The following is a 21,192-nucleotide window of genomic DNA, read 5'->3' as shown; positions in this document are numbered from 1 at the left end:
GTTGATATCATGAACACACCACACGAACACAGTCGCTACCTCACCTTAGGGATGATGTTAGTGGCGACCAATATGCGGCTCCCCATCACCATGATGCCTGGGCTCATGCACAGTCTCCAGCAAACGATTGGTCTGCCCAGTTCATTAGCTGGGCTTATCACCACCATTCCCCTCCTAACGTTCGCTGTCATGTCACCATTGATTGCGCGCTGGGGGCGCCGCTTTGGTAATGAATGGACCATTTATGTCATGCTGATCTTACTGGCGGTGGGCAGTTACTTACGGGTCATCCCCACCGTAGCCAGTCTATTACTGGGAACCTTTCTGGTCGGGATCGGTGTTGATGGCGGTAACGTCCTCATTCCAGCCGTCATTAAGGATAATTTCCCCACTAAAATTAACGTAGCAACCAGTGAATACACGCTATCGATGTTATTGATTGGATCGTTGGGCACCGGACTTTCCGGGGTCCTGGCTGCACACTGGCCACTTTCATTAACCATTGCCGTGTTATCCGCAATCGGTCTTGTGAACTTAGTCGTCTGGTTACCCAATCTAAAATTCAATCACCCAGCACCCGTGATAACGGCACATCATACCCCCGATACCCATCCCAGCGTTTGGCGCACCCCTCGCGCCTGGATTGTCACCGCCTTCTTTGGGTTACAGGCTTTGGTCTATTACTCTTTGCTCACTTGGTTACCCACCATTCTTAGTACCCGGGGATTTTCAACCATTGCGGCAGGAAACTTGGTCACGGTGATGCAACTAGCCGGCTTGCCACTCGCCTACTTAGTCCCCACCCTGTCAAACTCTCATCGCGGAACTGCCGCTATGATTGGGACAGTCGGCGTTGGCTTCATTGGGGGAACGGCAGGCATCTTGCTTCCCCATTTCTCCTTTAGTGTTGCCGTGCTATTATGCTTACTGTTGGGCTTTGGCTCCGGCGCCGCTTTCAATCTCGCCGTAATCTTCTTCACGCAACAAACGACTAATGGCTTTGAAACAGCAGACCTCTCCGGTATGGCTCAGTCTGCTGGCTACCTCCTAGCTGCAGCGGGTCCCGTCTTATTCGGGTGGTTAGGCCAGCTCAGTTGGTCACTGGTTTTGTGGCTCGCCATTGGGTTTTCGATTCTCTTAACTTTGGCCGGTATTCTCGTTTATCGGCGGGACACGATTTATGATTAACAAAAAGAGTGAACTGGCTAGGCCGGCTCACTCTTTTATATTTATCGCGATTTATTTTCAATCAATCAAATGACCATCAACTATTTAACTGGATCAGCTACCCAATCAAACTCCAAGCTAGGATCGGCGTTCAAGCTCGTATCCGCCAAAACGCCATGTTGATAGGCTACGTAGGCAAACGCACCGATCATCGCTGCATTATCTCCACACAACTTCAAGGGTGCCTTGACCAAATGCGTTGTGGGGTTGCTGGCTAGATCAGCTGCTAGTCGTTCCCGTAACCCACGGTTGGCAGCAACGCCACCAGCCAGAATCAATTGTTTAACTGGATAATCGGCCAATGCCCGTTGGGTTTTCTCGGCTAACACGTCGACCACAGCCTGCTGGAAACTAGCCGCCAAGTCTTGCTTATTAAGCGTTTCGCCAATCTGGTCGGCATGATGGGTGGTGTTAATAAAAGCACTCTTCAATCCGCTGAAACTGAAATCGAAGTTATCGTCTTTTTCCATTGCTCGGGGAAATTTAAAGGTATCGTGGCCTTGGTGCGCCCAGTCATCCACCGTCTTACCAGCCGGATAATTAACGCCCATCACTCGACCCACTTTATCATAAGCCTCCCCGGCGGCATCGTCGCGCGTTTCACCAATAATTTCAAATTGATTTTCTGCCGGCATGTAAACCAATTCCGTATGCCCGCCAGATACCAACAACGCCATAGCTGGAAATTCAATTGGTTCAACGTAGCGGGCAGCATAAATGTGACCCGCCATGTGATTCACCGGAATCAACGGTAGATTGTGGGCAAACGCAACGGTCTTAGCCGCTGTTACACCAATCAATAACGCCCCTACCAATCCTGGTCCATAAGTAACGGCCACTGCAGTCAGATCATCATAACCAACCTGAGCTTCGGCAAGCGCGTCTTCAATGCACAAGGTAATTTCTTCAATATGGTGACGACTGGCAACTTCTGGCACGACACCACCAAAACGCTGATGGCTCTTGATCTGCGTAGCCACAATATTGGATAAAATCCGATGACCGTCTTCAATCACTGCCACACTTGTTTCATCACAACTTGATTCGAATGCTAAAATCAAATTTCGCTTTTCCGTTGGACTCACTCCCATTTATTTTCTCGCAAAAAGACGAGTGGCCAAGTGCCTACTCGTCCTTTTCGGTTGCTACCGTTGCATCAGCTTCGTTATCTTTTAAATACAAAACCATATCGGCGGCATCTTCGTGGTCACCGAAGTAATACCCCCGTTTAATACCGGTTTGTTCGAAGTCCAAATCACGATAAAATTTTTGCGCATTTTTATTGGATACCCGAACTTCCAAGCTAACGGTCTTGTAATTTAAGTGCCGAGCCTTTTTAATCATAATCCCCATTAAAAAGCGACCCAGTCCCCGACTTTGATAATCAGGCAAGACAGCAATATTCGTAATATGCGCGTCTCGCGTCCGTTCATCAAACGTGCTGCCAATGAAGGCTAATAACCGATCATTCTTGCGAATAACCAAATACAATCGGTCTTTTTCCCGCCGCAATTCGTTGGCAAACGCCGTGGCATCCCAGGGCGCCTTCCCAGCATAAACAGCGCGTTCAATATCAATCATTTCTGGGATATCTGTAAACAACGCCTTGGCAACAAAATACGTGGTATCGCGTATTTCGACCCGATGATTTTTCACATCCATGGCTTCTTCACGGACGAGTTCACGACGACTCCCAAATACATTTTTATACCAGACTTTAAATTTTTTCAACATACGATTCAGTATCCTCATTAGGGTTCTTAGCTCGCCATTCGGCTTCTGCTTGCGTTAAACGTAAATAGTTTGGCACGAACCGATCAACGTCAGTCACCGGACTGAGCTGCTGGCCCAACAGACCGATCGTGGCAGCTTGTGGCAAATTCATCCACGGACTCACGACTGGTGTCGCCGCAGAGACGGTGGTATTAATCAGGTCGTCAAAGTGAGCCGCATCGCCCAAAAACCAAACGGGTTCCGCATACTCCGTCACTGCCGTCAAAAATGTTGTGATATTGACGTGCGCATCGGCAATCACTGGTACCGGCATGCCCGCTTTAATCCGGTATAACCCGGCAAAGACGTTTTGATTCCGCGCGTCAAAAATGGGAGCCACCAACGCACCCTCAACCGGCACATTAGCAGCTAACGTCGCTAAGCTGGATACGGCCACTAAGTCTAGATCCAAAGTTGCTGCCAAAGTCTTGGCGGTTGTCACCGCAATCCGAATGCCGGTGTACGACCCCGGACCAGCAGCCACTACCACCCGATCTAAATCACCTGGTTTTAGAGCCGCCATGGCTAAAAGTCGTTCAATTTCCGGCAACAGATATTCTGCATGTTTCTGATGAACCGTCACCGTAATAGCCGCAAGAACGGTCGTATCGTCCAATACCGCAACGCTCAGCGGTCGATTCGACGTATCAATTGCTAAAATCTTCATAATATCTTGTGTTCCCCTTCACTGTGCTTTACCAAAATGGGGCACTCGAGCTGTCCCCAATTGCCCACCGCTAGTGATACTTCCGCGGCAATTACGTCCATTCACTGCTTTTATCAGTTTACTATACTACCACAAACTGCTAAGAACCACAGTAACCCTGCCTGAAATTAACCAAAAGTTAGCGGTTATCCCATTGAATCGTCGCTTTAACCGCTGTAAGGTCGCCCACTTTGATCATATGCTGCGTTGTTAAGGCCGCTGCTTGAGACAATTCGCTGGTAACTTGATGCCCATACTGAACCTCATTTTCAAATCGGATCTTTACATCAGTCGGATGATGCGCCCGCAAAAAAGTTGCTGGCAAAACATCTAACATCCAGTCAAAGTAATGGGCATTATTCACGTGCCCGTTACCATCAATATCAAAGTAACGAACGGTATAAGGTTTGAGCGTTTGATTCACGGCCTCGTCAAAGTGATCAGGTCGTGGCAACCGTGGTAGACGCGTTTGCTCTTCACTGTGGTAAGGTGCCATGACTTCGGCGGGGATGGTGGTAATCTTGCGTGTTGCATAACTCATTGTCACCCAGATACCTTCGCCATAGGCCAACACTTGACCAGCGTCATCTAATAACCAGTATTCCCGGTACGCAAAGTAACGGTTATAGGCCGTTGCCCGCGTCTTAATCGTTACTTGGGCACCCGTTCGTGGCAATTCATCAATGTGGAGGTGGTATTGGGTAACGACCCAACCAACACCATGACTTTGAACAAAGGCCGTACTCAATCCTAAAGCATCATTTTGGTCTTCTGATACCAACACAAATAAATTGATTAGCATCGCTAAGGTTAATTGGCCGGTATCGTCTGCTTCATAGTAAACGACCCGGTGTGTTTCGGAAAATTCATTTGCGGCCACCTAGGTCACTCCTCGTCTAAATGATGATATTGTCGATAAATTTCTTGTTTCTTCGCGCCACGTAATTTGGCGACTTCTTTAATCGCATCATTGGGCTTCTCACCCGCCGCAATTAATCGATCAACTTGTACATCGATTGGTTCGCTTAAATCAACCGCCGTCGTGGCCGCCGTCGTTGGGGCCGGATTGCCACCAACCAATACGACAAACTCACCACGAACGGTATCCGTAGCCGCCCAGTTTGCTAATTCAGCTAATGAGCCGCGTAAAAACTCTTCGTAGCGCTTCGTCAGTTCCCGACAAAGCACGGCTGGTCGCTCATCGCCAAAGCCAGCCGCCAAATTTTGAAGCGTCTTTTTCAAGCGATGGGGCGCTTCATAAAAAATCAACGTTTCCGGTCGTTGGGCAAGGCCGGCGATCTCCGCTTTTTGATCCTTAGGCTTACGATCTAAGAAACCATAAAAGTAAAAGGGTTGTGGTGCTAATCCTGATGCGATTAACGCTGTTAACCCAGCATTTGCTCCGGGTAATGGCACCACTGGAATATGAGCGTCAATACAAGCATTAACCAATTCATGGCCGGGATCTGAAATCGACGGCATGCCCGCATCACTCACCTGAGCAATCTGCATGCCTTGTTTTAACTTCGCAATCAATTGCGGAATTCGTTCTTGTGTATTATGTTCATGAAAACTGATTTGCTTAGTGGTAATTTCAAAATGATTTAATAATTTCTGCGTGTTACGCGTATCCTCTGCCGCGATTAAATCGACCGCCGTTAACGTTTTGACCGCTCGAAAAGTCATGTCATCTAAATTACCAATTGGCGTGGGGACCAGATACAAGTGTCCCCCCGTTTCAGTTTGAAAACTGCGTTGCTGTTCCACGTTGACGCCTCCTATTGATCGCGATAAATAACCTCTAAACAAAAGGCGCACTCTTCGTCTTGTTTACGCCGAGTTCCGTAAAACTCACGGCAGACGTGAAAGCCTTCCTCATACAGTTTTTCTAAGATCTGCCGCGATTTAGACAATCCCTGCGGCGTTTCCGGGTCCTCCGGCAACGTTCGTTGAAGTTCTCGCACAAGTTCTCGGAGATGCTGATTTTCAATTTCTAATTCGGCATTTTGCTCCAGTGCCTGCGTCATTTCACCCTGGAGGTCAGCGAACTGGGCGAGCATGGCGTGTAGCTGGCCTTCCAGATTTTTAAATTGATCATAAATTTCCTGTTTATCCAACATTGCCACCCCTTCATATCTAACCTAACGTGCCGTGATCGTCAGTATTTCCAGCGTCAAGGCTTCTAAAATTGCTTGAAAATTCAAATTACCGGCCAATTGGCCCCGTGTTGCTAAGGTTAATGTCATCACGCGGACCAATTGATCAATTGAAAGCCGTTGGGCGACCTGTTGACTGGCCTGTGCCACCTTAGGAAACGCCAATGACGCCGCCTCAAGCGTTGCATTTTGCTGCCGAAGTGCGTCGTGCCAAGCTTGAACCACCATATCTAACAACACACCTTGACGATCGCGGTTAAGTGCTAGCGGCACCAATTCCGTTTGGACCCGCACAAAGGCCCGTTCATCACCCGTACAACATGCGCTAAACCACTGACCAACCGCTTGCTGCGCATCCTTTAGCCAATCATCGACCACTAAGTCTTGCGCCGCTGTGACACTTTCAGTCAGGGTCGTCAATAAGTAACGTTGACTAGGGGTTATCCCTGCATCAGCTAAGGCCGTTAACAACGCTTGCGGCGCTACTCGCAAAAAATCAACGATCTGTGTTCGCGACAGAATCGTTGGCAAAATCAAATTTTTATTAGCCGTTAGCAGTAACGCCACGGTATTCCCAACGGGTTCCTCAATAAATTTGAGCAGACTATTGGCAGCCCCCGTCGTCATCCGTTCAACTTGATCCACGATAAAGATCTTTTGATTACCCTCAACCGCACTTTTCGTAAACTCCGCTTTTAAATAGCGAACTTGATCCACCTTAATTCGTTGCCCATCGGGAACAACACTAACCACATCGGGATGATCACCGGCTAAAATCCGTCGACACTCCGAACACTGACCACAGGGCAGATTATCCGTTACATTTTGGCAGAATAACCGCATCGCCACCGTCTGTGCGACCTGCTGGCGTCCGGTTCCATCAGCACCATTAAATAGGTAGGCGTGCGCCAAACGTTTGGTTTTAATCAAAGTCATGAGATGGGTGACTAACTGTGGCTGCAATCGTTGGGCCACCGCTACCACAGATTCTTCAGTCATCGTAGCCTCCTAGAATTGGTGAAACTGATCGACTGGTAGTACAAAGACCGTTGCACCACCAACCTGAACTTCAACGGGATAAGCCGATGTGCTATCCAATTGCGCATCCAAATTAACTGGTGGTGTCATGAACTGTTGCCGCGTGTGACTAGCTGTCTTGATCATTTCTAAGACTTCATCGACCCGTTCATCTTCCAATCCAATCATGTAGGTTGTATTTCCCGACTTTAAGAACCCACCCGTCGTTGACAACCGAGTTGCCCGAATATCATGATCGATAAATTCATTACTTAAGCGATTTGCGTCCTTATCTTGGACGATGGCAATTAATAACTTCATACTCGTTTCCTCCCTCATACCGCTACTTAGTCAAAATAATTTTGTGCCGCCTGCTTAATTAAGGTTAATGCCGTGGTCACAACCGCTTCACGCTTCTGTGTGGCATCAATTAGCTTGATACGGTCGGGATGCGCGGCCTGTAACCGTAAATAGGCAGCCCGCACACGGTCATGGAAGGCCGCCTGTTCAACATCTAAGCGATCGACCTTTTGGGGATCACGGTGAGCTTGAATCCGGCGTAACCCAATTTCAGCAGGAACATCAAAATACACCGTCAAGGCGGGCAGCAGTCCATCTGTTGCAAAAGTATTCATTTGAGCAACAGCGTCCTCACCGATTTGTCGACCAGCACCTTGATAGGCGACTGAGCTGTCGACATACCGATCACACAGCACCAACTTATCCGCAGCCAAGGCCGGTAAAATGGTCTGTGCCAAATGCTGCCGCCGAGCTGCCGCATACAATAGCGCCTCTGTTCGATAATCCATTGCCGTATTGGCCCGATCCAAAATAATGGCCCGGATACTTTCAGAAATCGGATTGCCACCCGGTTCTCTGGTAATCACCAGTTGATCGCCTAATACCGGTTTGATTTGCGTGGTAATAGCTTGTAATGCACTGGTTTTACCAGCACCATCTGGACCTTCAAAACTAATAAATGTTCCTGACAATCGACTCGACCCCATTTTTTATTGATAGGTATATTGTACTTGAATTCAGAAATGATGTCTATTTGCATTGCCGGATTTCTCAGAGAATCCGCTGAGGATAACCTAACCGAAATTTACTTACTGGAACCTAACTAGCACCATCAGTTACTGACACGCAAAAAAGGCTTGAGAATAATCCTCTCAAGTCTCAATACCAATTAATCTCGAAAAACAGCCGCCGAAATATGCCGTCCTTTAACCTGACGCCGACGGGCTTCTCGATATAAAAAGAGATACGTTTGCCGGGTCAAGGCTGTATTAGCGGTTACCTGATTATCCGCGTCCGCAATGGCTTCTTCTGTTTGCTTCGCGTGGTCCCAACGATCTTTAGCGCGATCAATAGCCGTCAACAGCTGGTCATCATATGCTGCCTTTAAACGGGGTAACTGTCGTTTTTTTCTACCAAACATTTGCCTAGCCTCCTGACCTACATCTCTGTCCGCCCTTCAACGGCCTTAAATAAGGTCATTTCATCGGCGTATTCAATATCGCTGCCGACTGACAAGCCATGGGCTAAGCGCGTCACTTTAATCCCCGCCGGCTTAATCAGCCGAGACAAGTACATTGCCGTTGCTTCCCCTTCTGGTGTCGCGTTCGTCGCAATAATGACTTCTTTAATATTAGGGTTTTGTTGGAGTCGATTAATTAGGCTCGCAATATTCAAATCCTCAGGGCCCTTGCCTTCAATTGGCGACATGACCCCATGTAGCACATGGTATAAGCCATGATATTCTTTCATCTTTTCCATCACCATGATGTCTTTAGGCTGTTCAACCACCAGTACATGGGTTTGGTCGCGCGTCTTATCTGCACAAATTGAACACGGATCATCCTCCGTGATGTTGCCACAGATTGAGCAAAAATGAAGATCCCGTTTGGCGGCAATCAACGCCTTAGAAAAAGCCGTCACATCATCTTCAGCCATATCAATCGTAAAGAAAGCCAAGCGTGTCGCCGACTTCTGTCCAATTCCTGGCAATTTCATGTACCCATCAATCAACTGGGCAATGGGTTCTGGATACTGCATGCCGCAAACGTCCTTTCTTGCTTACATTCCTGGAATATTCATCCCTTGTGTGTACTTCCCTAATGATTGTTTTGTCGCATCGTCAACTTGCCCTAATGCATCATTAACGGCCGCTAAGACCAAATCGGCCAGCATATCAGGATCATCGGGATCAATCGCTTCTGGCTTGATCGTTAAATCCGTCATCTTCCGTTCACCCGTAAAGGTCGCTTGTACCATGCTATCTGGTGATACGCCGGTAAAGGACTGCGCATTTAAATTGGCTTGATCCTCTTCCATTTTCTTTTGCATTTGCCGCATTTGTTTCATCATATTTCCCATATTTCCCATGTTCCGCATCATTAATCATCCTTTCATTTATTAATCTGCTTTCACGTCAACGACGCTACCAAACAATTCTTCTGCTTTTGCCACAACCGGATTCGGTTGTGGTGCCTGACTTTCAGCCGGTTCATGATTCGTATTTTGCAACTCATCCTTATGCGCCGTCAAATAATTCTTCCGAATTGTCGGCCATTCTTCTTTCGGAACAAACACCACAGGCAAAGCGGTCCCAATCATCCGATCCATCCCATTTTCTAGTGCGTCTGTCAGTTCTTGATCTGACGTCGCTCGTTGGTACAAGAAAGAATAATCAAACGCCACAATGACACCTGAATCCGCCGCCGCAACCGGTTGAGAGACCTTCATCACTGCCCGTTGCGAGGTTGATAGACTATTTAGAATATCCGGCCAAACCTCTTGCAATTGATTCAACTTATCCCGGGTAGCCGCCCCCAAAACTGGATAAATCTTCGCTAAGTTGACCTCTTTAACCGGTACCTGCTTGGTTGTCCGCGGTTTTGCTGTAGCCTTAGGCGTTGCCGGTGTCTGTTCCAGATGCTTAACCGTCGTCCGTAATTGTTCAACTTCACGTTGCAAGTTGGCCAGTTCGCTAGCGTTAGCGGCTGGCTGCTCTGTTGCCGTAGCTGTTCCGGTTGGTGCTGTCGTTGACGCAGTCTTTTGTCGACCAATTTCGGCCAACTTGATAGTCAAGATTTCCAAATACACATCCGGATGGGTCGTGTAGCGCATCTGTTGTTGAATCGCATTCAATTCATTAATCATGGCATACATCGCCGAAGCCGGTGTTTGCTGGGCCAATGTCTGGAAGTCTTCACTGACACTCCCCATCTCGGCTTCTTCCACCATCTGGGGCGCTTGTTGATACAGCAACAGGTCACGCGCGTAACCAATCACGTCCTCGCTGAAGCGCTCTGCATCCTTGCCCGCCTCTAAGACCGATTGTAAAGTCGCCAAGGCCGCTTTCGTGTCACCCGCTACGACCTGTTGCATGTAAGTCGCCAGCAATTCATGGGTCACACTTCCCGTCACCAGCAAGGCATTATCCAAAGTGATCTCATTATCACCAAACGACAGGGCTTGATCCAAAATGCTCAATGCATCCCGCATGCCCCCTTCGGCCGCCTTAGCAATGACCTTAAGCGCCTGTTCGTCATACGTCACACCCTTTTGATCCAAGATGTAAGTCATTCGACTATAACTATCGCTGGCCGCAATCCGTTTAAAATCAAAGCGTTGGGTTCGCGAAATAATGGTTGCGGGAATCTTATGCGGTTCCGTCGTGGCTAAAATAAAAATCACGTTAGCCGGTGGTTCCTCTAATGTTTTCAGTAACGCATTGAAGGCCCCAGTTGACAACATATGCACTTCATCGATGATATAGACTTTATAATCCGCAACGGTTGGCGCGTATTTAACCTTATCGCGAATATCACGAATTTCTTCGACCCCATTATTGGAAGCCGCATCGATTTCAATCACATCATTCAGGGTGCCATTGGTAATCGCCTGACAGGTGTCACATTCATTACACGGCTCACCATCCGTTTGATGATGACAGTTAATCGCCTTAGCAAAAATCTTCGCTGCCGACGTTTTCCCCGTTCCTCGAGGGCCGGCAAACAGGTAGGCATGACTAATTTGTTTAGTGGTAATGGCATTTTTTAGCGTACGTGTGACCACTTCTTGCCCGATCATATCTTTAAACTGTTGCGGGCGCCACACCCGGTAAAGTGCTTGATAAGCCATGCCAGTCGTCCCCTTCTCATTAATTACTGATTAAAAATTACTGTTCAATTATAGCCTTTTTAGTCGGTCGCTGTCACGACTCAGTCATCAGAATTTAGTAGAAATTAATCCGATAATTTTAGACATGAAAAAACTCCCAGTCAATGACTAGGAGTTGGAATTAGCTCATAAACTTGAAGCACAAAGCGAAACAAACTTAGTGCTGCTTCCTTCCGGACCTGACACGATTCGTAAGCCCACCCTTGCTCCAAGGCCTTAACGGCAAGTACTACTATATCATGATTTCTTAGTGCTGTCTAGCAGCTTATCAGGGGCGCTAACTTGAGCGGCTTTTCTCGCCTTCTTAGCCGCCTTTTGTCGGCGACGGGCTGCTTTAAAGAACGCCACCATTCGCTCACCAGCATCTTTAGCTAACAGTCCCTCATGAACCGCCACGGTATGATTCAATCGTGAGTCTGTCAGCGTAGCATACAGACTATCAACGGCGCCGGCCTTAGGATCACGAGCGCCATAAAACACTTCGGGTATTCGCGCATTAATGATGGCCCCACTACACATCAAACACGGCTCAATCGTAACGTATAGCTGACAATCGTTCAAACGCCAGCTTTGCAACGTCGCACATGCTTCTTCAATTGCCCGAATCTCGGCATGCAATGTTGCATCATGCCCGTGCTCGCGCAGATTATGACCGCGCCCAATGATTTGACCGTTATGGACAATAACCGCCCCAATTGGCACTTCTCCAATCACTGCGGCCTGCTCAGCTTCAAAGAGTGCTTCTTCCATGTAGTGACGCTGCTGCACCGTATAAGTTTGTTCCCGCACTCAGGTATCCTTCTTTCTAAACTAACGCGTCCTTCGTACTTTCCAAGATGTAGTAACCCTTGTCTTTTTTGATAATGGTACAATTGCCAAAAGTAGATTGCATGGTCTTTTCCGCCGATGGCGCCCCCTGCTTCTTCTGCAAGACCACCGTCAAAGTCCCACCGGGTAGCAGATGATCGGCAGCCCCGGTTAGCATAGCCGTTACCACTTGCTTACCCGCCCGGACCGGTGGGTTCGTTAAGATAGCCGCATAACGTTGTGTGACTTGGTCATAAATATCTGAGGTCTTAATTTCAACGTTTTCAATCTGATTCGCAGTTGCGTTTTTTCGGGCCAGCTCTAATGCCAATTCATTAACATCCACCATTGTAACCTGCCGATCTGGCCATCGCTTTGCTAACGCCAAGCCAATTGGACCATACCCGGTCCCCAAGTCCAACCACGACCCTGCTGGTGTTTTGGCCGCGTTAAACGCCTCTAATAAAACCCGTGACCCATAATCCACCCGATTTTTAGAAAACACCCCGTTGTCGGTGGTAAACAACAATTCGTTACCTAAGAGGGTAAACGGCCAATGCTGTTCTTCGTGTAAAACATCTGGATTTTGTGTATAATAGTGATTAGTCAAATTTCTCCGCCACCTTTTACTCTTTATTTTACCGTAGTTAGTGCGCAGAGGCCAATAAAAAAAGATTAGTCGTTCAGACACCATATTTGGTAGTTATTGTATGTTTCAACTACCAAATATGGTGTCTTTTTTGATTGAATTTTTTGATATCTGGTGTACACTGAACTCATTAATAAATGAATTTTTAGAGGATGTGGCTCACCATGAAAGTAACAATTTACTCAAAGAACAATTGTATGCAATGTAAGATGACAAAGCGTTTCCTTAGCGAACACAATGTGGAGTTTGAAGAACGGAATATTAATCAACATCCCGAATACGTTTCTTATTTGAAAGACAAAGGGTTCCAAGCGGTCCCAGTGGTCGAAGCACCTGGTGTACCAGCTTTTTATGGGTTTCGCCCAGACCAGTTAACGCAAATCGCGGGCTAACACATTAGCTCGGCACAAACCCGTCTTGGCGACGTCGTGTTTGTTCACGGTGGCGTCATTTTTATTTGATTTTTACCGCTATTTTTAAGAGAAGGAAGAGTTGATTGTATGAGTTTAAAGCACTTACCCGATGTCACTTACTATGACCTGAATAATGAAATCAACATCCCGGTAGATGGTCAGATTCCGCTAAACAAGGATCAAGAAGCGCTCCAAGCCTTCTTGAAGGAAAACGTGATCCCCAATACGAAAACTTTTGCTTCCCTCAAGGAACGTTTTGACTTTCTCATTGCCGAAAACTACATCGAAGAAGCCGTCGTAACGGCTTATCCTTTCAGCTTTATTGAAGACTTATATGATTACCTCAAGGCCCAGGATTTCCACTTTAAGTCCTTCATGGCTGCTTACAAATTTTACGCCCAGTACGCCCTAAAGACGGACGATAATGAATTTTATCTAGAAAATTTCATTGACCGCGTAGCAATGAACGCCTTAGATTTTGGTGGCGGTGATCAACGGTTAGCCCATGATTTAGCTGATGAAATCATCCATCAACGTTATCAACCAGCAACACCCAGCTTCTTAAATGCCGGTCGGTCTCGCCGGGGTGAGTTGGTCTCTTGTTTTTTGATTCAGTCAACCGATGATATGAACACCATTGGGCGGACCATCAACTCCGCTCTACAACTATCCAGAATCGGTGGTGGTGTTGGGATTAGCCTGTCCAACTTACGTGGTGCCGGCGACCCCATCAAACACATTGAAGGCGCCGCCTCCGGTGTGGTTCCGGTAATGAAGTTACTAGAAGACAGCTTCTCTTACTCCAATCAATTAGGTCAACGGCAAGGGGCTGGTGTCGTCTACTTAAGCGTCTTCCATCCAGATATTGTGGCCTTTTTGAGTGCGAAGAAAGAAAACGCTGATGAAAAAATCCGCTTAAAAACGTTATCCCTCGGTATCACCGTTCCCGATAAATTCTACGAACTCTGTGCGGCTGATGCTGATATGTACTTATTTAGCCCATACGACGTTGAACGCATTTACGGGAAGCCCTTCTCATACGTAGACATCACGGCCGAATATGACAATCTGGTTGCCAATCCCGATATCCATAAAAAGAAGATGAAAGCACGTGACCTTGAGACCGACATTGGTAAGCTACAACAAGAGTCTGGCTACCCGTACATTGTTAACATTGATACGGCTAACCGAGAAAACCCAATTGATGGTCGGATCGTTATGAGCAATCTCTGTTCCGAAATCATGCAGGTTCAAACGCCGTCAACCGTCAACAATAAACAAGAATACGTCAAGCTAGGGACCGATATTTCCTGCAACTTGGGCTCAACCAATATCGTTAACTTGATGTCTTCTCCTGACTTCGGTCACTCCGTGGAAACCATGGTACGGGCCTTAACCTATGTCACCGATCATTCAGATATCGATGTCGTCCCTTCTATTCAAAAGGGTAATCAGTTAGGTCATACCATCGGGTTAGGTGCTATGGGCTTACACAGTTACTTTGCTAAAAATCACATGATGTATGGATCTAAAGACAGTATCGCCTTTACCAGTGTCTACTTCATGTTATTGAACTACTGGACGTTAAAAGCGTCTAACGAAATTGCTAAAGAACGACACGAAACCTTCCATAACTTTGACAAGAGTGCCTACGCTGATGGTCGTTACTTTGACCGCTACACAGAAACTGATTGGCGGCCAACGTCAGCCAAGGTTCAAGAATTATTTGCCAACGTTTGGTTACCCGCACCAGAGGATTGGGCCGAACTGAAGACAGCCGTTATGCAAGATGGTCTGTACCATCAGAACCGGATGGCCGTTGCCCCGAATGGGTCTATCTCTTACATCAATGACACCACGGCTAGCTTACACCCGATCATCAATCGGATCGAAGAACGCCAGGAAAAGAAGATTGGTAAAATCTATTATCCAGCCCCTTATCTCAGCAACGACACGATGCCTTATTACAAATCAGCCTATGATACCGATATGCGACGAGTAATTGATGTTTACGCGGCCGCGCAAAAGCACGTGGATCAAGGCATGAGTTTGACGCTGTTCATGCGTTCAACCATTCCAGTCGGTCTCTACGAATGGAAAGATGGTCGGACTGATAAGATGACAACCCGTGACCTTAGCATTCTGCGCAACTATGCTTTTCGCAAGGGCATTAAGTCACTCTACTACGTGCGGACCTTTACCGATAATAACGGTGAAGTCGGCGCTAACCAATGTGAGAGCTGCGTTATCTAAGCACCATTAGACGATTAAAAAGGAGTGGTCATCCATGGCACGAATTGAAAATTATAACGCCATTAACTGGAACGCAGTTTCTGACGAGATTGATAAAGCAACTTGGGAAAAATTAACAGAACAGTTTTGGCTAGATACACGAATTCCGGTGTCTAACGACTTAGATGATTGGCGCACACTAGATACGGATCACCAATGGGTCGTTGGCCATGTCTTTGGTGGTCTCACGTTATTGGATACCTTGCAGTCCCAAGACGGTATGGCAGCCTTACGACGGGATATTCGGACCCCTCATGAAACTGCCGTGTTGAATAACATTCAATTCATGGAATCCGTTCATGCTAAAAGTTATTCAACGATCTTTTCCACCCTCAACACGCCGGATGAAATCGACGAGATCTTCCAATGGAGTGACTCTGAGGAATTTTTACAAAACAAAACCAAGCGGATCTATGATCTTTATCACGATGACGAACACCCGCTAAAGAAAAAAATCTCCAGCGTCTTCTTGGAAACCTTCTTGTTTTACTCAGGCTTTTTCACACCTCTGTACTATCTTGGCCACAACAAACTGAACAACGTGGCTGAAATCATCAAGTTAATTCTCCGGGACGAATCCGTCCATGGCACCTACATCGGTTATAAATTCCAGTTGGGAATGAAAGAATTAACAGATGCTGAGCAACAACAAATGAAAGACTGGATGTATGATTTTCTTTATCAGCTTTACGATAATGAAGAGAAATACACCCATACACTTTACGATCAAATTGGCTGGACGGAAAAGGTTCTGACCTTTATCCGCTACAATGCGAATAAGGCCCTCATGAACTTGGGCCAAGATCCCCTCTTCCCAGATACCGCAGAAGATGTCGATCCCGTCGTAATGAATGGGATCTCCACATCCACAGCCAACCACGACTTCTTCTCTCAAGTCGGGAATGGCTACCTACTGGGTAACGTTGAAGCCATGAGCAGTGATGACTATACGATTGGTGAACCAGCTGATCCGCAAGATCCAAGTAAATAAGCTAACAAAATCCCCCGCTGATACACCCATTATGGCTGTATTGGCGGGGGATTTTATCTTTAATTACAAATTCGCTTATTTCACGTTAACCGGTGCGTGTAGTATCTCTGTGCTCTCGTTATACTGAGGTCACGCTATTCGTTAAAAATTCTGGCTGGCGGAAAGCCGGGTCCGGATAATGATAGAAACCTTGGCCACTTTCTTGCCCCAATTTATTTTGGTCCAACATATCGACCTTAAGTTTTTGTACGACTGTAACCAAGTCTTCCTTTCCTGGTTGCTGGCTAGCCGCTAACATAATGTTATAGGCCGTGCGTAAGCCAACTTCATCCAAAATACCGAAAGGCCCAATTGGTGAACCACCGGCTAACATCCAAGTCTTATCAATGGTTTCCACATCGGCAATCCCTTTAACCCACAGAATCAATGCCGCATCAACCCACGGAATCAATAGACTGTTCAGCACGTATCCGGATTGTTCCTTATGCAGTTCAATTGTAATCATGCCAATCGCATGCGCAAAATCTACGACTGTGTCATAAACCACCGGATCCGTTGTTGGGTGCCCCATAATCTCAGCTGTATTATTGGCCCAAATGTGGTTAGCAAAGTGTAGGGCTAAGAATTTCTCTGGACGTTGGGTAATCGCTGCAAACTGACTTGGTAACAAAGTTGATGTATTTGTTGCAAAAATAGTTTTGGTCGGTGCAACTTTCGCCAACTGGCTATAAAATTTATTTTTAATATCAACGACTTCTGGAATAGCCTCAATTACCAAATCAGCATCTGTTACGGCCACACCCAAGTCTGTTTCATAAGTTAGCCGCGCATTAGTCGCCTGAATCTGTTCAGGCGTAGCGTGTACCTCATGCGCATATGCTTGATCCCAGGTAGCCATTCGGCTCTTAGCAGCGCTAATTGCCCCATCGTTAATATCATATAGCGTCACATCAAAGCCACTGAAAGCCGTTTGATAAGCAATTTGGCTCCCGAGAGTTCCCCCGCCAGCGACAACAATCTTCTTCATAGTCATCATCATGTCCTCCTTAAAAGTCATTTCTAACGATTACGAATTCAGCATAAGCCCACCCGTCTAAAAGAACCACTGAGGCGTATCACTAGTTAAGTTTAGCAAACTAATGGGGGCAAAATGAGTCTGCTTGCTCGCCATTGACAAGTCTAGCAATGCCTTTTTGCGGTATACTAAACTTAATCAAATTTTGGAGGAATCCAGTATGCCAACCATTAAAAATGTCTGTGTTTTCTGTGGATCTAATCACGGTTACGACCCACAATTTTTAGAACAAACCAATGCCTTAGGCACTTATCTAGCTCATCATGACCATCCCGTCGTTTATGGTGGTGGTAAAGAGGGCCTGATGGGCGCGATTGCTACATCAACGATGGCCGCTGGTGGTCAGGTCATCGGTATTATTCCCACCTTCTTACGCGAACTGGGCTTGGCTAAAGACGATGTCACGACGTTTATCGAGACGGCCACAATGGATGAACGTAAGGATGAAATGCTTCGCCAATCCGATGCCTTCATCGTCTTACCGGGTGGCTTTGGAACATTTGAAGAATTCACCACCATGCTCTCGTGGAGTCAAATCAATGTTCATCAAAAGCCAATTGCCTTATTCAATATTGACCACTACTTTGATGACCTAGTTGCCATGATGCAAAAATCTTGCGACGCTGGCTTTGCCCCACAAGAAAATATGAATCTATTCATCAACGCAACAACCATTGACGGTATCTTTAACGGGTTTGCCACTTTTAAACATCAACTGCCTTACAAATATACGAATTAAGAATTAAGCTACGCAAAAGAATTCCTGTTCAGCACCTCTGAACGGGAATCCTTTTGTAGTCGCTTTACTCATTTTCTCGACTTGACCACCGAGTCGCATTAGCAAACCAGCCATTTAACCACTTAGGCCCAACCGCTACCGTTGATCCTGGTCGGTTGATGACAAGCATCAGCTGTAGCATACTAAAAATCAACGACTGGCGGCGCCGATAAGCTAAATACTTCGGTTGCCAATCTGTCACATATTTGGCTTTATAGGCTCGCAGTCCCTGAAAACTATAGAAATTAGAGCCATATTCATAAATTAAATGCGCCGCTCGTTCCTCAATGAAGCTAAATGACGAGACCCCAACATTGGCTAAGGGAGCCATTCCCAAATTGAAGTTTTCATAGCCTTGTTGCCGGCTGTAATCGAATAGGTAGATAAACAGACCATCCATGATGCCAGACGGTGCCTGCGGACTAGCGCGCATTAAATCAATCGAGGTCATCCGTTGATCGCCCGTAGGCATTAAGTTGGCAAAGGCCACTATGTCGCCTGCCTTGTTACGCATTACCGCTACCGGTGCTTCATCTAAATAAGCGGCATCGAAGAACCCCATCGAAAAACCCTTTTCCGTTTCGCCCCGTAACCAGGCGTCTGAAATTCGCCGGAGCTCATTAACCTGATGCGCTCGTAACGGTGGCTGCAATAATTCAAATTGATAGCCTTCCCGGTCAAACTTATTCATCAGGGCCCGTTCGCCTCGATGAGCTTTACCCGCTAAACTAAACGTCGATAATGCAACGTGGCCTTCCTCCCCGATCTTAATGAAATCAAAACCCATTTCATGCAATCGCAACGTTAATGTTTCACTAATTTCATAGAAGACTGGCCGTAGCCCAGCCAGATTAGCGTCTCTCATAAACGCCTGTAACGCTGGCTCTAGTTTTGCTTGATTACCGATTGGCTCACCCATGACCAGTAGCTTATCAGCTTTTTGGCGGAACAGTAAAAACAGCTGATCCGCGCCATCTTCTTGATAGAAATAGGCCTGTTTGTCCCGTAGGAAGGCCAAGTGACTGACCTCATTACCACCAAAGCGCGCAATAATTGCTCGCATCCGCGGCGCATCATACTTTAGATGTAACCACTGTGGCTGCGTCCACGCTAAGTACCGGTAAACGCCTACCATGATCAATAATGCCACTAACAAGCCACCCAAACCATTCAGCCAAACCTGCGTTGATGGTAACAGCCAGGCACTGGGGAACCAGGGCCGATGGTGCGGACCTTGCAAGGTCGATAGACCCAGCAGCGTGTACATCAAAAAGGTGCCCACGTAAATGCTGCCATCAATGAGTAACCCACCCCACGAATAATGAAAACTAGTTCGATACAGTTCCGGTCGCGCAACTAATAAGCAAATCAAAACTAAGCCAAGTAAAAGAGCTAGTCCTACTGGGAAGTTCTCCCGCCATAAGGTCATCCCAATCGCCACAACGAGGACCACCAGTGTCGGCCAGAAAGCGCGTTTGACGTGAGCACCGACCCCTCGCGCTAGCCCAATTAGTAAGAAGGCCATCACAATATTAGTCACCTGACTCAAAAAATAAAACATGTACGGCACAAATCGCAGATAAAACCGATTGGCCAAGACAACATCCGGAATTGTGGCAAATAATAACATCATCACCCCGGAAAAATACATAAAGGTTGTCACGAGCCAGTGGGCACCACGACGCAAGGCCGCCACTGGGAGACCATCTAAGAACCGATTTAATCGGCGGCCGGTATCATGAATGAAGAAACCGACCCCCACTAAAAATGGCAATAAGTAATAGAATAACCGATACAAGAGTAACCAGCCAGTCGCATCGGCGCGACTCACCCCTAAAAATCCTAGACCAATAATCATAAAAACATCGAATGATCCCAGTCCACCAGGAATCATCGAGACAACCCCAGCGACTGACGCCACCACAAACATCGGAAAAACGGCCGCTAAGGAAATCGGTAATCCCAACGCCCAGCCAATGACTAGGAAGAAGCCCGCACAGCTGGCCCACTCCAGACTAGACCCTAGAATCAGCTTTAATTCTCGCTTCAATGTCAAATCCGCAAAAAACTCACTATCGCTAATGCGTGTAAAAAGAAAGATGCCCGGAAAATACAGACCGCCACCTAATAACCAAATCCAATAGCCCCGGTAAGGCTGACCAATGTCAAAACCAAACAGTAAGATTAACGCCACCCAACAGGCCAATGATAGCCCCGCTAACAGGAACAAGGCAATCTTAGAGATCGCATAAACCACTTGCTTTTTAGTTGCCGACCGCGCGTAAAAATTGGCCCGCAGACTAGCACCCAACAAGCCCCCCATTCCAGCCAGATTAGTAAATGTATTGGTGGTCCACCCACTGCGAACAATATACCCCCAAGAAAATTTTCCTGGCAAAAATTCGACAATCGTGAAATCATAGATCAACATCGGTGTCACCGCCAAGAAACCACCAGCGATCAACAGCAAGATCGTGCCGGTATCCAATGTTGCCAACTCCGATTGCAGCTGTTGGCCGTTCACCTCGTGGGCAATCCGACCAACCGTCTGAATCACAAAGATTAAAATTGAAAAGATAAAAATTGCTTTAATTAATGGCAAATGTTTCTGAATCCGTCCCCATAATTTTCGCCCCATATTGGTTCCCCCTTACTCCTTTCTATTATCGCAAGTTCTGCGGTAAAAGACAATCATGGCTCACCATTATAGCAGTTAACTTTTTTTAAATCTGGACACAAAAATACGGACCCAGCTACTTAGCTTGAGTCCGCATGGGACGCTTAAAGGGAACCACACTCAATTCAATTGCTTCTGCTTAATTAATAACGACTGATTATCGCCACGAAGCGGCGCAGACTCTTCACCCAACACACCGTTACGTTTCTAATATTGCCTAACATCGCTACATTTTTGGTAATCCTTTTTGCTTTTTTTCAAAACTTAAATAAAAAATTGTACAAAAAAACCGCTACCCGAAGATAGCAGTTCATTATTTCGGCTCTATGATATTTGGTGTTGATGGATAAAATCCATCGACGCCTTTTTTGTAAAACAAACTAAAAAGGGCATACTGCCCTGTGCTACAATCAAGTCGACGAAAACCAATTGAAAGCGAGTGA

22 protein-coding genes and 1 other RNA gene are annotated in these 21,192 nt (G+C 46.7%); 5 read left to right on the top strand and 18 right to left on the bottom strand.

Going from position 1 to position 21,192, the window contains the following annotated elements; translation table 11 throughout:
* Window positions 1–9 precede the first annotated feature (9 nt).
* Window positions 10–1,188 (top strand): CynX/NimT family MFS transporter, encoded by a 1,179-nt coding sequence (locus tag ACP4IT_RS08325; protein ID WP_011667383.1) that lies wholly within the window; start codon window positions 10–12, stop codon window positions 1,186–1,188.
* 80 nt (window positions 1,189–1,268) lie between these two features.
* Here the strand turns inward: ACP4IT_RS08325 and tsaD are convergent, their stop codons facing one another.
* The 16 genes from tsaD to ACP4IT_RS08245 all read right to left on the bottom strand — a co-directional run bounded on the left by tsaD (window position 1,269) and on the right by ACP4IT_RS08245 (window position 12,484).
* Window positions 1,269–2,318: a tRNA (adenosine(37)-N6)-threonylcarbamoyltransferase complex transferase subunit TsaD gene (gene tsaD, locus ACP4IT_RS08320; protein WP_015473415.1), complete on the bottom strand. Its 1,050-nt coding sequence runs from the start codon at window positions 2,316–2,318 to the stop codon at window positions 1,269–1,271.
* A gap of 34 nt (window positions 2,319–2,352) precedes the next feature.
* Complete coding sequence (gene rimI / locus ACP4IT_RS08315; RefSeq protein WP_426855507.1) at window positions 2,353–2,961, bottom strand: ribosomal protein S18-alanine N-acetyltransferase; 609 nt, start codon at window positions 2,959–2,961, stop codon at window positions 2,353–2,355.
* Complete coding sequence (gene tsaB, locus ACP4IT_RS08310) at window positions 2,945–3,667, bottom strand: tRNA (adenosine(37)-N6)-threonylcarbamoyltransferase complex dimerization subunit type 1 TsaB (protein ID WP_011667380.1); 723 nt, start codon at window positions 3,665–3,667, stop codon at window positions 2,945–2,947. The genes rimI and tsaB overlap by 17 nt, the downstream gene beginning before the upstream one ends.
* A gap of 178 nt (window positions 3,668–3,845) precedes the next feature.
* Window positions 3,846–4,586 (bottom strand): acyl-[acyl-carrier-protein] thioesterase, encoded by a 741-nt coding sequence (locus ACP4IT_RS08305; protein ID WP_011667379.1) that lies wholly within the window; start codon window positions 4,584–4,586, stop codon window positions 3,846–3,848.
* Between the two features lie 5 nt (window positions 4,587–4,591).
* A complete protein-coding gene (gene rsmI, locus ACP4IT_RS08300) occupies window positions 4,592–5,473 on the bottom strand; it encodes a 16S rRNA (cytidine(1402)-2'-O)-methyltransferase (protein WP_024855139.1) in 882 nt (293 codons plus the stop codon).
* Between the two features lie 11 nt (window positions 5,474–5,484).
* A complete protein-coding gene (locus ACP4IT_RS08295; RefSeq protein WP_024525629.1) occupies window positions 5,485–5,823 on the bottom strand; it encodes a DNA replication initiation control protein YabA in 339 nt (112 codons plus the stop codon).
* Window positions 5,824–5,847: 24 nt separating this feature from the next.
* On the bottom strand, window positions 5,848–6,861 hold the full coding sequence (gene holB, locus ACP4IT_RS08290) for a DNA polymerase III subunit delta' (protein WP_011667376.1): 1,014 nt from the start codon (window positions 6,859–6,861) through the stop codon (window positions 5,848–5,850).
* Between the two features lie 9 nt (window positions 6,862–6,870).
* The gene (locus tag ACP4IT_RS08285) at window positions 6,871–7,200 is read right to left on the bottom strand and encodes a cyclic-di-AMP receptor (protein ID WP_011667375.1); all 330 of its coding nucleotides are present in this window, start codon (window positions 7,198–7,200) and stop codon (window positions 6,871–6,873) included.
* A gap of 26 nt (window positions 7,201–7,226) precedes the next feature.
* Entirely contained in the window at window positions 7,227–7,871 is a 645-nt protein-coding gene (gene tmk / locus ACP4IT_RS08280) for a dTMP kinase (protein ID WP_024855140.1), read from the bottom strand.
* Between the two features lie 197 nt (window positions 7,872–8,068).
* The gene (locus tag ACP4IT_RS08275; RefSeq protein WP_011667373.1) at window positions 8,069–8,320 is read right to left on the bottom strand and encodes a YaaL family protein; all 252 of its coding nucleotides are present in this window, start codon (window positions 8,318–8,320) and stop codon (window positions 8,069–8,071) included.
* Window positions 8,321–8,337: 17 nt separating this feature from the next.
* A complete protein-coding gene (gene recR / locus ACP4IT_RS08270) occupies window positions 8,338–8,937 on the bottom strand; it encodes a recombination mediator RecR (RefSeq protein WP_015473409.1) in 600 nt (199 codons plus the stop codon).
* Between the two features lie 21 nt (window positions 8,938–8,958).
* On the bottom strand, window positions 8,959–9,279 hold the full coding sequence (locus tag ACP4IT_RS08265; RefSeq protein ID WP_015473408.1) for a YbaB/EbfC family nucleoid-associated protein: 321 nt from the start codon (window positions 9,277–9,279) through the stop codon (window positions 8,959–8,961).
* Window positions 9,280–9,297: 18 nt separating this feature from the next.
* Window positions 9,298–11,028 (bottom strand): DNA polymerase III subunit gamma/tau, encoded by a 1,731-nt coding sequence (dnaX, locus tag ACP4IT_RS08260; RefSeq protein ID WP_015473407.1) that lies wholly within the window; start codon window positions 11,026–11,028, stop codon window positions 9,298–9,300.
* A 167-nt stretch (window positions 11,029–11,195) separates the two neighbouring features.
* Window positions 11,196–11,282, bottom strand: an RNA gene (ffs, locus tag ACP4IT_RS08255) — signal recognition particle sRNA small type.
* A gap of 22 nt (window positions 11,283–11,304) precedes the next feature.
* Window positions 11,305–11,856 carry a tRNA adenosine(34) deaminase TadA gene (gene tadA, locus ACP4IT_RS08250; protein WP_087612702.1) on the bottom strand — a complete coding sequence of 184 codons (552 nt, stop codon included), beginning with the start codon at window positions 11,854–11,856 and terminating at the stop codon, window positions 11,305–11,307.
* A 16-nt stretch (window positions 11,857–11,872) separates the two neighbouring features.
* Window positions 11,873–12,484 (bottom strand): class I SAM-dependent methyltransferase, encoded by a 612-nt coding sequence (locus tag ACP4IT_RS08245; protein WP_011667368.1) that lies wholly within the window; start codon window positions 12,482–12,484, stop codon window positions 11,873–11,875.
* Between the two features lie 203 nt (window positions 12,485–12,687).
* Here ACP4IT_RS08245 and nrdH point away from each other — a divergent pair, with 203 nt between their 5' ends.
* The 3 genes from nrdH (at window position 12,688) to nrdF (ending at window position 16,219) form a co-directional block, all read left to right on the top strand.
* Window positions 12,688–12,915: a glutaredoxin-like protein NrdH gene (gene nrdH / locus ACP4IT_RS08240; protein ID WP_011667367.1), complete on the top strand. Its 228-nt coding sequence runs from the start codon at window positions 12,688–12,690 to the stop codon at window positions 12,913–12,915.
* A gap of 108 nt (window positions 12,916–13,023) precedes the next feature.
* Window positions 13,024–15,189, top strand: a complete 2,166-nt coding sequence (gene nrdE / locus ACP4IT_RS08235) for a class 1b ribonucleoside-diphosphate reductase subunit alpha (RefSeq protein WP_011667366.1) — start codon at window positions 13,024–13,026, stop codon at window positions 15,187–15,189.
* Between the two features lie 34 nt (window positions 15,190–15,223).
* The gene (gene nrdF / locus ACP4IT_RS08230) at window positions 15,224–16,219 is read left to right on the top strand and encodes a class 1b ribonucleoside-diphosphate reductase subunit beta (protein ID WP_011667365.1); all 996 of its coding nucleotides are present in this window, start codon (window positions 15,224–15,226) and stop codon (window positions 16,217–16,219) included.
* Window positions 16,220–16,337: 118 nt separating this feature from the next.
* On the opposite strand, the gene ACP4IT_RS08225 is transcribed toward nrdF, so the two are convergent.
* Window positions 16,338–17,252, bottom strand: a complete 915-nt coding sequence (locus tag ACP4IT_RS08225; protein WP_011667364.1) for a 3-hydroxyacyl-CoA dehydrogenase — start codon at window positions 17,250–17,252, stop codon at window positions 16,338–16,340.
* Between the two features lie 202 nt (window positions 17,253–17,454).
* Between ACP4IT_RS08225 and ACP4IT_RS08220 the strand changes: the two genes are divergently transcribed.
* Complete coding sequence (locus ACP4IT_RS08220; protein ID WP_024855142.1) at window positions 17,455–18,033, top strand: TIGR00730 family Rossman fold protein; 579 nt, start codon at window positions 17,455–17,457, stop codon at window positions 18,031–18,033.
* 64 nt (window positions 18,034–18,097) lie between these two features.
* Here ACP4IT_RS08220 and mprF read toward each other — a convergent pair whose 3' ends face one another.
* Window positions 18,098–20,710 (bottom strand): bifunctional lysylphosphatidylglycerol flippase/synthetase MprF, encoded by a 2,613-nt coding sequence (gene mprF / locus ACP4IT_RS08215; protein WP_024855143.1) that lies wholly within the window; start codon window positions 20,708–20,710, stop codon window positions 18,098–18,100.
* Window positions 20,711–21,192 lie beyond the last annotated feature (482 nt).

This window comes from Levilactobacillus sp. LN180102, from assembly GCF_050106635.1.
GTDB lineage: Bacteria > Bacillota > Bacilli > Lactobacillales > Lactobacillaceae > Levilactobacillus > Levilactobacillus brevis.
This window is presented reverse-complemented; position numbering and strand designations above follow the sequence as displayed.